This is a genomic window from Mesorhizobium sp. WSM4906 (genome assembly GCF_029674625.1).
Classification (GTDB): domain Bacteria; phylum Pseudomonadota; class Alphaproteobacteria; order Rhizobiales; family Rhizobiaceae; genus Mesorhizobium.
Map to the genome: position 1 here is coordinate 5,419,834 of NZ_CP121355.1, position 12,407 is coordinate 5,432,240.

Genomic DNA, 12,407 nt, shown 5'->3' on the forward strand with positions numbered 1-12,407 from the left:
CTCGGCCCAAAATGGTCGGTTTATCCTGACCAGCGATAGGGGCGAAAAATCAGTGCCGTTGATGGTCTGAGGTTGTCACATCGAATGGCCGCCATTCTGAGAGAAAGTCGTGCACGCGGTCTGAGCTGCGATGAACGCAGGGCGTTGATCATGGAACAAGCGTATGATGTGTGGTTCAGCGGAAAGGTGCGCGAGGCGCTGGACGACTCCCGGCCTGATATTCCTGATGATCAGGTAGAGCTGCATTTTGCCGAGCTGCGCGCGGCAGCGCGTCGTAAGGACGGTGAAACCTAATCCTGAAGATCGCCTGGCTACTTAGCCTGTCTCACTCCGTCTTCTCGTCCAGCAGCCCGGAAACGAAGTCGAACAGGCCCGGCCGCCTGTCGCGGCGAAGCCGCTCCGCCGTCACGATGGCGCGGACCTCGGCGAAGGCGCGGTCGAGATCGTCGTTGACGATGACGAAGTCGTATTCCTTCCAGTGTTCGATCTCGACGCGGGCGTTCTTCAGCCTGGTCTCGATGACCTGCTCCTGGTCCTCGGCGCGGCGCTTCAGGCGCGCCTTCAATTCCTTCATCGAAGGCGGCAGGATGAAGATCGAGACGATGTCGGCGCGCATCTTCTCCTTGAGCTGCTGGGCGCCCTGCCAGTCGATGTCGAACAGCATGTCGCGGCCTTCGGCCAGCGCCATCTCCGCCGGCTCGCGCGGTGTCGCGTAGAAATTGCCGTGCACCTCGGCCCATTCCAGCAGCGCATCGGAATCGCGCAGCCGCTCGAACTCGCGCATCGTGCGGAAATGGTAGTGAACGCCCTCGATCTCCGAGCCGCGGCGCGGCCTGGTGGTGACGGAGACTGACAGTTCCAGGCTCGAATCGCTTTCCAGAAGATTGCGCGCGATCGTCGACTTGCCGGCGCCCGACGGCGACGACAGCACCAGCATCAGCCCGCGGCGGCGGATGCGGGCTCCCATGTCCCTGGCAGCCGTCGGCTCCTTGGCAACCATCTCCGTCACTCCAGATTCTGGACCTGTTCGCGAAACTGGTCGACCACCGCCTTGAGCTCCAGCCCGATCGCGGTCACCGCGGCGGCGTTCGACTTGGAGCACAAGGTATTCGATTCGCGATTGAATTCCTGCGCCAGAAAATCGAGCTTGCGGCCGACGGCGCCGCCGCTGCCGAGCAGCACACGCGCGGAAGCGACATGCGTCTTCAGCCGGTCGATCTCCTCGCGGATGTCGGCCTTGGTGGCGAGAAAGGCCGCCTCCTGATGCAGCCGGACCGCGTCGAGATTGGCCGACGCATCCATTAGCAGACGCACCTGCTCGGCAATGCGCTCGCGGATCGCCGCCGGCTCGCGCGACGGGTCGGCCTCGGCCTTCAGCGTCAGCGCCTCGATGGTGTCGATGTGGCCCGACAACAGCGTGCGCAGCGCGGCACCCTCGCTCTGCCTTGCGTGCTCCAGTCCGGCGAGCGCCGTCTCCAGCGCGGACAGGATCGCGGCGTCGAGGGCGGCACGCTCCTCCTCGGTCTCGACGGCTTCCGGGATGTCGAGCACGCCGCGCAGCGCAAGCAGCCCGTCGGCGGTGGCGGGCTGGGTGCCGAACTGCTCCTGCAGGCGCTTGGCCAGCCCTGCCAGATCCTTCAGGAAAGCCTCGTTGACCACCGGCTGCGCCAGCTGCGCGACGGCACGGCCGACGGTCAGCGTCGCCTGGAAATTGCCGCGCGCGAAGCGCTTCTGCACGGTCTGCCGCACAGTGGGTTCCAGCCGGTCGAAGCCCTGCGGCAGTCTCAGCCTGACCTCGACGCTCTTGCCGTTGACCGATTTGACCTCCCAGGCGATCGACGTGCCGTCGCATTCAGCAACGGTTCGCGCGAAACCGGTCATGCTCTGCACGTTCATAACGCGTATTACCCCCTGTCGCATATCCGGGAGCGATTGCCCGAACATGCGCACCCTTGCAAGACGCTGACCTTCGGCCGGCGCCGGATGTTCTTCCTCAAAACATGAATACGGCCCGGCGTCAAAGGAGACGGGACGGATGCGCGGCAGGCAGCCTACTGGGCATTCTCGCCGGAATCGGTGCCGGCATTGCCGCCGTCGGCATTGTCGTCGGGAGCGGCCGGCGCCGTCGTCTGGCCGGAGACCTTGGCGGCAGCGTCCTCCTGCTTCTTCTGCAGCGCCCGGTAGCGGGCGACGTTCTGGTTGTGCTCTTCCAGCGTCGCGGCAAAGACATGGCCGCCATTGCCGTCGGCGACGAAATAGAGGTCGTCCGTCTTCGACGGATTGGCCACCGCCTCGAGCGCCGCGCGGCCCGGATTGGCGATCGGCGTCGGCGGCAGGCCCTTGATCAGATAGGTGTTGTAGGGTGTCTGCTTGTCGATGTCGGACTGGTAGATCGGCCGGTCGGCCGGTTTGCCCTTGCCCCCGAACAGCCCGTAGATGATGGTCGGGTCGGACTGCAGCCGCATGCCCTTGGCCAGCCGGTTGAGGAAGACGGCGGCAACGCGCGAACGCTCGTCGCTCCTGCCCGTCTCCTTCTCGACGATCGAGGCCAGGATGACAAAGTCTCCCATGTCGGCGACCGGCAGGTCGGGCGCGCGGTGCTCCCAGACGTCCTCGACCAGCTTCTTCTGATCGGCGACCAGCTTGTCGATCATCTGCTGCCGGGTGGCGCCGCGGGTGAAACGCAGCGTGTCGGTGGCGATGCTGCCCTCTGGCGGCAGGGTCGTCGGCATGTCGCCGGTCAGCGCCTCCTGATCGGCCACGCGCTGCAGCGCCTGCTGGACCGTCAGCCCCTCGGGAATGGTCAGCGAATACATCACCGATTTGCCGCTCTTGAACAGTTCCATGATCTCGCGCATCGAGGCGCGCGGCTTGATGGCGTATTCGCCGGCCTTCAGCGCGGCATCATTGCCGGTGGCGCGCACGCCCAGCCTGAAGATGCGCGCATCGCTGACCAGGCCGCGACGCTCCAGCTGGTCGGCGATCTCCTGCACGCCGGTGTTCGGCTTGACCATGAAGGTATCGCCATTGGCCGACGGACCTGGCTCGACGAAAGCCTGCATGCCGAAATAGAGCGCCGCGCCGGCGGCGAGAACGACCAGGATGACCACCGAGAGGAAGAAATTCAGGAACACGACGACCTGGCTGCGCGACGCGCGCGAGCGTTTCGACGGCGGCGGCGTGCCGGCCTCGGGGCGCAGCGCCTCGGCGGCTGTCTTGGGCACGATCGGGCCTTGCGTCTGACGCTGTCCGAATTCCCCGCCGCCGCCCGGATTTGTATTCATGGCGCCCTACCGTCTGATCTTGCAACGAATCCCCTAGCCGAAGCGTAGGGACAAATTTGGCAAAAATGACGGCAGGTGGCGGACCTGCCGGCTAGCTATCTGCTTCCGAGCATTCCAGGACGGATAACCGCTTCGCACTGTTCCTGGAATTGCCCTGGCTGAATGCTCAGCCATTGTAACGCTGGAAGACGAGCGAGGCGTTGGTGCCGCCGAAGCCGAAGGAGTTCGACAACGCCACATCGATCTGGCGCTGGCGCGGCTTGTTCGGCACGAGATCGATCGCCGTCTCGCGTTCCGGATTGTCGAGATTGATGGTGGCGGGGGCAATGTTGTCGCGGATGGCGAGGATCGAGAAGATCGCTTCCGCGGCGCCCGCGGCGCCCAAAAGATGGCCGATCGACGACTTGGTCGACGACATCGAAATCTTGGAAGCCGCATTGCCGACCAGCCGCTCGACGGCGCCAAGCTCGATCGTGTCGGCCATGGTCGAGGTGCCGTGCGCGTTGATGTAGTCGACGTCGGCGGCCGAGAGCTTCGCCCGGTTCAGCGCCGCCGTCATGCAGCGAAACGCGCCGTCGCCGTCCTCGGCCGGAGCGGTGATGTGATAGGCGTCGCCGGTCAGTCCGTAGCCGGTGACCTCGGCATAGATCTTGGCGCCGCGCGCCTTGGCGTGCTCCAGCTCTTCCAGGACGACGACGCCGGCGCCCTCGCCCATGACAAAGCCGTCGCGGTCGCGGTCATAGGGACGCGAAGCGGTCTCAGGCGTGTCGTTGCGTTCGGTGGAGAGCGCGCGGCACGCGGCGAAGCCTGCCATGGAGAGCCTGGTAACCGGCGCCTCGGCGCCACCGGCCACCATGACGTCGGCATCGCCCCAAATGATCAGCCGGGCGGCATCGCCGATAGCATGCGCGCCGGTCGAGCAGGCGGTGACGACCGCATGGTTCGGGCCTTTCAGTCCGTGCCGGATGGAGACCTGGCCTGAGACCAGGTTGATGATCTGTCCAGGAATGAAGAAGGGGCTGATGCGGCGCGGGCCGCGCTCCTTCAGGATCATCGCGTTCTCGGCGATGCCGTCGATGCCGCCGATGCCGGAACCGATCAGCACGCCGGTGGCGCACTGATCCTCATGCGTCTCGGGCTTCCAGCCTGAATCGGCCAGCGCCTCGTCGGCGGCCGCGATGCCGTAGAGGATGAAATCGCCAACCTTGCGCAGTTCCTTCGGCTCGAGCACGGCCTCGGGATTGAAGGTGCCGTTGGAGCCGTCACCGCGCGGAACGATGTGGGCGATCTTGCAGGCAAGATCGTCCACCTCGAATTCGGTGACGCGGCGGGCGGCGCTGCGGCCGGAAAGCAATTCCTTCCAGCTATGCTCGAAGCCCATGCCGAACGGTGAAAGCAGGCCAAGGCCCGTGACGACGACTCGCCTCATCGCAGGTCCTCCCCGGTAATTCCCGCGGAAAGCCTCAGGCCGAGGCCTTGTCGATATACTTCACGGCGTCGCCGACGGTGAGGATGGTCTCGGCCGCGTCGTCCGGAATCTCGACGCCGAACTCTTCTTCGAACGCCATGACGAGTTCGACCGTATCGAGGCTGTCCGCGCCCAGATCGTCGATGAAGCTCGCCTGCTCCGTCACTTTGTCGGCATCGACGCCGAGATGCTCGATGACGATCTTCTTGACGCGCTCTGCGGTGTCACTCATTTGGGGCCTCGTCTTATGTTGTCTTGTCTTCGTTAGCGGGCGGAATGCCGCTAATCAAGCTGAAAGATGGTCCTGCGGGAAACGCAAGCCGCAGGACCGGTTTTTGCCCGAACCGCCGGGTTGCCGGCCGCATTACACGAAAAAAGGCGGGCGTCCAAGCCGAAATGGCTGTTTTCACAGCCCGCCGGACCTTGATCGGTCGGGGCGTATCGAGATTCAGCTCGGCCTGACCTGAATCCCAACACGCCCTAGATCATCGCCATGCCGCCATTCACATGGATGGTCTGGCCGGTAACGTAAGCCGCCTCATTGGAAGCGAGGTAGGCGACGGCCGAGGCGACCTCGGCGCTGGTGCCCATGCGCCTCGTCGGGATCGCCGCCATGATCGTCTCTTTCTGCTTGTCGTTGAGCTTGCCGGTCATGGCCGATTCGATGAAGCCCGGAAAGCTTTTGGAGCTAGCCAGCATCGAATTAATATTTTCTAATGTACTTATGTTATATATACATAACGAACAAATAAAGAACAGACGACAAATCAATCCCGGAAGCATCGGTCGTCACACGGCTTGATTGAATCGAGGGATCTATTGTGGCATAGGGAAACACACTGGGCGGGTACTGGCTGTCATGCTTTCTCACAAAGAGGAAGCCCCACGACGGGAGTACCGGATGCGCATCCTATCCCTGGCTGCTTCGGCCACTATCCTAGCCCAGTCAATGTTCACTGGCCCAGCCATCGCGGCGGTTGCAACAGGCAACCTGACGGTCCGCATTACCATCACGGCCGAATGCAAGGTCCAGACCGCTAACGACTTGGATTTCGGCTCGAAAGGGGTCATCGACGCCAACGTGGATCAAACCAGCACCATCGGCGTGCAATGCACCTCCGGCCAGACATACAATGTCGGTCTGAGCGCCGGAGCCGGCGCCGGCGCGACCGTTGCGGTTCGCAAAATGACCGGGCCGGGTGCCGCGACGGTCAACTACACGCTTTACCGTGACACTGGTCGCACACAGCCCTGGGGCATGACGATCGGTACGGACACGTTGGCCGGAACAGGTAACGGCAACGTCCAGAACCTGACGGTCTATGGGCGGGTGCCGCCGCAGGCGACACCAGCCGCAGGCGTCTATACGGACACGGTTGCGATCACAGTAACCTACTGACCATTCCGACGGAGGGACGACATGCGACCCGTGTCACGCATCGGCGCCGCCGCATTCTTCTTGCTGTGTGCGAGCGTTTCACAAGCGGCCTCTCTTAGAGTAGCTCCGACCAGTCTGGAACTGATCGCCCCCGACAGCGCCGCCGTGCTCAATTTGCATAACGACGCCAAGCAGCCGATCAACGTGCAGCTTCGCGTTTTCAAATGGAGCCAGGTGCGCGGTGTAGAACGGCTGGAGCCAACTTCGGATGTGGTCGCCAGCCCGCCATCGACGCAACTCGGGCCAAATGCCGACTATGTGGTTCGTGTCGTGCGTCCAGGCAAAGTCCCCATACGCTCCGAGGAGAGTTACCGGGTGCTGGTGGACGAATTGCCCGATCCGTCCCGCAGAAAGGCTGGCACGGTCACTCTCGTGCTTCGCTATTCCGTGCCAGTTTTCTTTCGCAACCCGGGCGCAAAGTCCCCTGAGATGTCGTTCAGCCTATCGCGGGCGGGCCGCAGCCTCGTGCTGACGGCGCGCAACAATGGTGAAAGCCGCCTCAGACTTTCCAATCTCAATCTGATGCAGGGCGGCAGGAAGCTCGGCAGTCGCAGTGGTTTGGTCGGCTACGTTTTGGGTGGCGCCACCATGCAATGGCCGATCGGCAGCAGCAGATCGCTGTCCGGGAGCTCTGTCACGCTGAAGGCGCAGAGCGACTTTGGACCCTTCAATGCCCAAGTTGCAATCAAAGGGCAGTAGGATCGCGGCAGTCGTTGCAGGTATTTTTGTTCCTATCCTGCCGGCGAACGCGCAGGATTCGCAGCCGCAAATTGCCGATCCCGCCCCCGTCCAAACGGAACGCCGCGACCTCTATCTCGAGGTGTTCATCAACGATGTCTCGACGGAACTGATCGGCACCTTCACGCAGTTCCCGGACGATGGCCTGGCGGCAACCCCGGACGAGCTGACACAGGTCGGTCTGAAGCCGGTGGAGAGCGCTGCGGGCGCCGACGGCCTGATCAGACTCGATCGGCTTCCCGGCGTGTCTTTTCGCATCGATGAAGCCACCCAGCGCCTCTACGTCACAACCACGAACGAGGGGCGTGCCGCACGCATCGTCGACATCGGCGCAGACAAGAAGGGAGACCGGGTTCAACCGCAGTCGGGCTATGGCGCAGTGCTCAATTATTCGCTGTTTGCGAGCTCCAACCAATTGTTCCAGAGAGATGTCGACTTGTTCCAGGTCGTTTCCGGCGGCTTCGACGCGCGGCTGTTCGGCCCGTTCGGCACGCTCAGCCAAAATTTCATTGCCGGCTACTCGGATGGTGAATTCGGCGGCGTTACACGGCTCAACACGACATGGAGTTATTCCGATCCGGAACGGTTGATAACCTATCGGGTGGGCGACTTCATTTCCGGTGGGCTTTCCTGGACGCGACCCGTCTACCTTGGCGGCATCCAGGCTGAGCGCAACTTCGCCTTGAGACCCGATCTTGTCACGTTGCCGCTGCCCTCCTTTGGAGGGACCGCGGCCGTACCCTCGACGCTCGAAGTCTATACCCAGAACGTCCGCACCTACACCGGCAACATCCCGGCCGGCCCTTACCAGGTCACCAACCTGCCGGTGTTTGCAGGTGCCGGCGAAGCGCAGGTCGTGTTGAGGGACAGTCTCGGTCGCGAGACGACGACCAGGCTCCCCTTCTATACGTCCAGCGACATGCTGGGCCAGGGCTTGCTCGATTTCTCGGCGGAGATTGGATTTCCTCGGCGCAATTTCGGCATCGAATCCGACGATTATGACGGCCAAGCGTTTGGTGTTGCCACCGCGCGCTACGGTCTCATGAATTGGCTGACCCTCGAAGGTCATGCCGAGGGTGGCAAGGATCTGATCAATGCAGGAGTTGGTGCCGCCTTCCCCCTCGGCCCTTACGGCGCGGCATCTATTGCGGTTGCGGGCAGCAGTCATGACGGGCGCACGGGCTCCCTTGTGAACGCATCGCTGGAGATGGGCTACGACGGCTGGTCGATCCACGGCCAAATCCAACGGGCATTCGGCGACTATGAGGACATCGCCTCGGTGACAGCCGAGCCCTCTTTTTCCAATGCAGGCGACATTCCGATCTTCAGCGCCGGCGTGCCACGGGCGATCGACCAAATGACCCTGAGCATTCCGACGCCAGTCGACTTCTCCAGCCTCAACTTCTCCTATACTCACCTCGAAAGCGCCGAAGGCCAAAAGAGCCAGATCGTCGGCCTTTCCTACAGCCAGCAGATATTCAAACGAAGCAGCCTCTATGCCACGGCCTTTACCGACCTCGAGGATCGCAGCAGTTTCGGTGTGTTCGCAGGAGTATCCGTCCCGTTCGGCGACGATATCACGGCGTCCACGGGGGTCGAGCAAGGACCCGACAGCCTGAATGTGGTAGCCGACATCGCCAAGTCAGAGCGGCTGGAAGACGGCAGCATTGGCTGGCGGGTACGAACCTCGGAAGGCGACACGCCTAACCGTTCGGCCGCGGCGAGCTTCCGCTCGCCCTTCGCCCGCTTCGAGGCCGGCGTTCAACAATACGGCAAGGATGTCAGGGCGACCGCGCAAATGGACGGCGCGATTGCCATGGCAGGTAGTGGGGTGTTCGCAACGAACCGCATCGATGACGCTTTCGCCGTCGTCGAGGTCGGCGCCCCGGATGTCGACGTCCAATTCCAGAACAGGCCGGTTGGAAAGACCGATCGACAAGGGCGTATTCTGGTCCCCGGCCTCAACTCCTATGAGCCGAACACAGTCTCGATCGATCCCAAGAACCTGCCAGCCGACGCGGATGTTCCGGCCACCAAGGAAGTCGTGATGCCCGCCGATCGCAGCGGCGTGGTCGTGAAGTTCGGCGTGGCGCAAGTTCCTTCAGCGGCGCTGGTCACCCTGGTCGGCAGCAGCGGCGCGCCGCTGGAGGCCGGTCTGAAGGGTCGTGTCGAAGGTAGCTCGGAAGAATTCGTCATTGGCTATGATGGTCAGGCCTACATCCGCGGCCTCAGTGCCCAGAACGCCGTCGTGATCGACCTCCTGGACGGCACCTCATGCCGGGCCAACTTCCCCTATAAGCCCGAGCCTGGCCAGCAAGTGGCGATCAAGGACGTAGCCTGTCGCTGAAAACGGAAAAATGCTTCGCACCATCATCCTCTTGGCCATTGCCCTAATTCCTTCGCTTGCCCGAGCGCAAAGTTGCAGCTTCAGCGTTTCCAACATGAACTTCAGTTCGGTAGACACGCTGTCGGGCAGCCAGACCAACTCGACCGCCACGATCAGCATGGATTGCCTTGGCTTGGTGGGACAGCGAATCCTGATTTGCCCCAATCTCGGGGCCGGCACGGGAGGCGCATCGTCGGCCACCGCCCGTCAGATGCTGAACGGAGCCAACAGTCTGAACTATCAGCTCTATTCGGATTCGGCGCGCAGCGTGGTTTGGGGCACTTACACTTGGGCATATGCTTCCCGCGCACCGGCGTTGGCATTGACGCCGAACATATTGGGCGCAGCGTCCGGCACGGCGACCATCTACGGCACGGTATTCGGCCGTCAGGGAACGACGCCGCCCGGAAGCTATCTCTCGGCCTTTTCCGGCGCATATACCGAATTTCGCTATCGCTACAGCATCGGCAACAATTGCGATTCGGGTTTCGGTATCCTGGCCCCAAGCCCATCCTTCACGGTGAGTGCCACGGTCGCTCCCAATTGCCTCGTGTCGACCCAGAACATCGATTTCGGATCGACGGGGGTTCTCGACGCCAATGTCGACGCGACCGGCCAGATTTCGGTCACCTGCACGCCGGCGGCGGCCTATAGCGTATCTCTTAACGGCGGCACGACCAGTTCGCCTCCGACGGCGCGCAAAATGTCGAAGGGCGCGGAAACGGTAACCTACGGCCTCTACAGGGATGCCGGCCGGACACTGCCATGGGGCGACTCGTCGACGCCTGGCAGCACGGTGCCAGGAACCGGAAGCGGTGTAGCGCAGAACTTGACCGTCTATGGCCGCGTGCCGCCACAGGCAACGCCGTCGGCCGGCGTCTATACCGACACGGTCGTCGTCACCGTCACGTACTGAGGTCCGGGACGAGAGATCAGTATGCCTGGCGAATGTCGCTGACCGTCCTCAGATCATCGCCATGCCGCCATTCACATGGATGGTCTGGCCGGTAACGTAAGCCGCCTCATTGGAAGCGAGGTAGGCGACGGCCGAGGCGACCTCGGCGCTGGTGCCCATGCGCCTTATCGGAATCGCCGCCATGATCGTCTCTTTCTGCTTGTCGTTGAGCTTGCCGGTCATGGCCGATTCGATGAAGCCCGGGGCGACGCAGTTGACGGTGATGTTGCGGGTGGCGATCTCCTGCGCCAGCGACTTGGAAAAGCCGATCATACCGGCCTTGGAGGCACAGTAATTGGTCTGGCCCGGGTTGCCGGTGACGCCGACCACGGAGGTGATGTTGACGATGCGGCCATGGCGGCGGCGCATCATCGGGTGGGTGAGCTCGCGGGTGAGCCGGAACACGGCGGTGAGGTTCACCTCGAGCACGGAATCCCAGTCGGCGTCCGACATGCGCACAAACAGGCCGTCCTTGGTGATGCCTGCATTGTTGACCAGAATGTCGACGCCTTCGAGGTCGGCCTCCGCCTTCTGTCCGAGCGCCTTGACCGCGTCGCGGTTCGTCAGGTCCGCCGGAAAGAGTTTTACGCGCTCGCCGAGTTCGCTCGCCAAGGCCTCCAGCTTCTCCACACGGGTGCCGTGCAGGCCGACGATGGCGCCCTGGCTGTGCAGCACCCTGGCAATCGCCTCGCCGATGCCTCCCGATGCGCCCGTGACGAGCGCCTTGCGGCCGGTCAGTTCGAACATTTTTCCAACCTCATTTTCCAGACGGCTGCAAGCAGTCGCGTTCCGTATACGTCATATCGTCCAAGTCACGCTAGACAAGCGTCGGACATTAGCGAAGGCCTCCTTCCCGTCGTCATCCACGGGCGGAGCGGGAGCGAAGCGGACGCGTAGACCCGAGGGATCCATGCCGTGACATTGGCCGAAGGATGCAACGGAGCAGAATTCTGCACCGCGGCGGCACTTCCAAGTCACGGCATGGATTCTAGGGTCTGCGCTGCGTCGCTTCGCTCCTTGCTCCGCCCTAGAATGACGAAAGCAGGGGCTCATCCCAACGCCGCCAGCGCCGTCTCGACCTCCGCCGGCGTGCCGATGGCGCCGGTGGCGATGTCGCGGTTGATGCGTCGCGCCAGGCCCGACAGCACCTTGCCGGCGCCGACTTCGTAGAGCGTCGCAACACCGTTCTGGCCGAACCATTCCACCGTCTCGCGCCAGCGCACGCGAGCGACCACCTGCTCGACCAGGCGGCGGGCGATCTCGTCCGGGTCGTTGGTGGCCGTGACGGTGACGTTGGAGACAATCGGAACCACGGGCGCGCTCTTCGCCACGCCGGCGAGCGCCTCGCGCATGATATCCGCGGCCGGCGTCATCAGCGCCGAATGGAAGGGAGCGGAGACCTGCAGCATCAGCGCCCGCTTGGCGCCTTTCTCGGTGCAGAGCTTCGCCGCCAGCTCGACGGCCGCCTTGGCGCCGGAAATCACCAGCTGGCCGCCGCCATTGTCGTTGGCGACCTGGCAGACGGAGCCCTGCGCCGCTTCGGCGCAGGCGGCTTCGACATCGGCCTGTTCCAGCCCGATGATGGCGGCCATGGCGCCCTCGCCCGCCGGCACCGCCGCCTGCATGGCGTTGCCGCGGATGCGCAGCAGCCGCGCGGCATCGGCGACCGAGACGAAACCTGCCGCGGCAAGTGCGGAATATTCGCCGAGCGAATGGCCGGCGACGTAGGCCACCTTGTCCTTCAGCGAAAAGCCGCGCGACTCCAGCGCCCTCACCGCCGCAAGCGACACCGCCATCAGCGCCGGCTGGGCGTTGGCCGTCAGCGTCAGCGTCTCTTCAGGCCCTTCCCAGATCAGCTTCGACAGGTTTTCGCCAAGCGCCTCGTCGACTTCCTCGAACACCCGGCGCGCCTCGGGGAAGGCATCGGCGAGGTCCTTGCCCATGCCGACGGCCTGGCTGCCCTGTCCCGGAAAGGTGAATGCGACGGCCATTTTCAAGTCTCCAGCGACTGGTTTTTCCCTGCCTCTGACGCAAGGCGGACGGCCAAGTCAAGCCCGGGGCTGCCCGCCCGGAGCCCATTTCAGCCCAAAAACCCGGCCCGAGTCCCTGTTCCGAAAGGCTTTTTGGCGATCACACCT

The 12,407-nt window shown here is 63.4% G+C and carries 11 protein-coding genes and 2 pseudogenes; 5 read left to right on the forward strand and 8 right to left on the reverse strand.

Annotation, left to right across the window (positions count from 1 at the left end):
• Nucleotides 1-156: 156 nt before the first annotated feature.
• Nucleotides 157-294: pseudogene (locus QAZ22_RS26335) on the forward strand (type II toxin-antitoxin system RelB/DinJ family antitoxin); the annotation flags it as partial.
• A gap of 31 nt (nucleotides 295-325) precedes the next feature.
• Here QAZ22_RS26335 and gmk read toward each other — a convergent pair.
• The 6 genes and pseudogenes from gmk to QAZ22_RS26365 form a co-directional block, all read right to left on the reverse strand.
• The gene (gene gmk / locus QAZ22_RS26340) at nucleotides 326-1,000 is read right to left on the reverse strand and encodes a guanylate kinase (RefSeq protein ID WP_278207947.1); all 675 of its coding nucleotides are present in this window, start codon (nucleotides 998-1,000) and stop codon (nucleotides 326-328) included.
• A gap of 5 nt (nucleotides 1,001-1,005) precedes the next feature.
• A complete protein-coding gene (locus QAZ22_RS26345) occupies nucleotides 1,006-1,896 on the reverse strand; it encodes a YicC/YloC family endoribonuclease (RefSeq protein ID WP_278203635.1) in 891 nt (296 codons plus the stop codon).
• 155 nt (nucleotides 1,897-2,051) lie between these two features.
• Nucleotides 2,052-3,284 carry an endolytic transglycosylase MltG gene (mltG, locus tag QAZ22_RS26350; RefSeq protein ID WP_278203637.1) on the reverse strand — a complete coding sequence of 411 codons (1,233 nt, stop codon included), beginning with the start codon at nucleotides 3,282-3,284 and terminating at the stop codon, nucleotides 2,052-2,054.
• Between the two features lie 166 nt (nucleotides 3,285-3,450).
• Entirely contained in the window at nucleotides 3,451-4,713 is a 1,263-nt protein-coding gene (gene fabF, locus QAZ22_RS26355) for a beta-ketoacyl-ACP synthase II (protein WP_278203638.1), read from the reverse strand.
• 34 nt (nucleotides 4,714-4,747) lie between these two features.
• Nucleotides 4,748-4,984: an acyl carrier protein gene (locus QAZ22_RS26360; RefSeq protein ID WP_006203723.1), complete on the reverse strand. Its 237-nt coding sequence runs from the start codon at nucleotides 4,982-4,984 to the stop codon at nucleotides 4,748-4,750.
• 248 nt (nucleotides 4,985-5,232) lie between these two features.
• Nucleotides 5,233-5,427: pseudogene (locus tag QAZ22_RS26365) on the reverse strand (SDR family oxidoreductase); the annotation flags it as partial.
• Between the two features lie 226 nt (nucleotides 5,428-5,653).
• On the opposite strand from QAZ22_RS26365, the gene QAZ22_RS26370 reads away from it, so the two are divergent.
• From QAZ22_RS26370 to QAZ22_RS26385, 4 genes are read left to right on the forward strand one after another with little or no spacing between them, the layout of a single operon-like run.
• On the forward strand, nucleotides 5,654-6,151 hold the full coding sequence (locus QAZ22_RS26370) for a spore coat U domain-containing protein (RefSeq protein ID WP_278203653.1): 498 nt from the start codon (nucleotides 5,654-5,656) through the stop codon (nucleotides 6,149-6,151).
• 21 nt (nucleotides 6,152-6,172) lie between these two features.
• Entirely contained in the window at nucleotides 6,173-6,889 is a 717-nt protein-coding gene (locus QAZ22_RS26375; RefSeq protein WP_278203654.1) for a molecular chaperone, read from the forward strand.
• Nucleotides 6,861-9,275, forward strand: coding sequence for a fimbria/pilus outer membrane usher protein (locus QAZ22_RS26380; RefSeq protein ID WP_278203655.1), 2,415 nt, complete (start codon nucleotides 6,861-6,863; stop codon nucleotides 9,273-9,275). The genes QAZ22_RS26375 and QAZ22_RS26380 overlap by 29 nt, the downstream gene beginning before the upstream one ends.
• A 10-nt stretch (nucleotides 9,276-9,285) precedes the next feature.
• On the forward strand, nucleotides 9,286-10,230 hold the full coding sequence (locus QAZ22_RS26385; RefSeq protein ID WP_278203656.1) for a spore coat protein U domain-containing protein: 945 nt from the start codon (nucleotides 9,286-9,288) through the stop codon (nucleotides 10,228-10,230).
• A 48-nt stretch (nucleotides 10,231-10,278) separates the two neighbouring features.
• On the opposite strand, the gene fabG is transcribed toward QAZ22_RS26385, so the two are convergent.
• Together fabG and fabD are read right to left on the reverse strand one after the other, a co-directional pair.
• A complete protein-coding gene (gene fabG / locus QAZ22_RS26390; protein ID WP_278203657.1) occupies nucleotides 10,279-11,016 on the reverse strand; it encodes a 3-oxoacyl-[acyl-carrier-protein] reductase in 738 nt (245 codons plus the stop codon).
• A 302-nt stretch (nucleotides 11,017-11,318) separates the two neighbouring features.
• Nucleotides 11,319-12,260, reverse strand: coding sequence for an ACP S-malonyltransferase (fabD, locus tag QAZ22_RS26395; protein WP_278203658.1), 942 nt, complete (start codon nucleotides 12,258-12,260; stop codon nucleotides 11,319-11,321).
• Nucleotides 12,261-12,407 lie beyond the last annotated feature (147 nt).

Bases quoted from the DNA above. Each gene is read 5' to 3' on its own strand.
- gmk (WP_278207947.1), bottom strand. From the start codon at position 1,000: ATGGTTGCCAAGGAGCCGACGGCTGCCAGGGACATGGGAGCCCGCATC.
- QAZ22_RS26345 (WP_278203635.1), bottom strand. From the start codon at position 1,896: ATGAACGTGCAGAGCATGACCGGTTTCGCGCGAACCGTTGCTGAATGC.
- mltG (WP_278203637.1), bottom strand. From the start codon at position 3,284: ATGAATACAAATCCGGGCGGCGGCGGGGAATTCGGACAGCGTCAGACG.
- fabF (WP_278203638.1), bottom strand. From the start codon at position 4,713: ATGAGGCGAGTCGTCGTCACGGGCCTTGGCCTGCTTTCACCGTTCGGC.
- QAZ22_RS26360 (WP_006203723.1), bottom strand. From the start codon at position 4,984: ATGAGTGACACCGCAGAGCGCGTCAAGAAGATCGTCATCGAGCATCTC.
- QAZ22_RS26370 (WP_278203653.1), top strand. From the start codon at position 5,654: ATGCGCATCCTATCCCTGGCTGCTTCGGCCACTATCCTAGCCCAGTCA.
- QAZ22_RS26375 (WP_278203654.1), top strand. From the start codon at position 6,173: ATGCGACCCGTGTCACGCATCGGCGCCGCCGCATTCTTCTTGCTGTGT.
- QAZ22_RS26380 (WP_278203655.1), top strand. From the start codon at position 6,861: ATGCCCAAGTTGCAATCAAAGGGCAGTAGGATCGCGGCAGTCGTTGCA.
- QAZ22_RS26385 (WP_278203656.1), top strand. From the start codon at position 9,286: ATGCTTCGCACCATCATCCTCTTGGCCATTGCCCTAATTCCTTCGCTT.
- fabG (WP_278203657.1), bottom strand. From the start codon at position 11,016: ATGTTCGAACTGACCGGCCGCAAGGCGCTCGTCACGGGCGCATCGGGA.
- fabD (WP_278203658.1), bottom strand. From the start codon at position 12,260: ATGGCCGTCGCATTCACCTTTCCGGGACAGGGCAGCCAGGCCGTCGGC.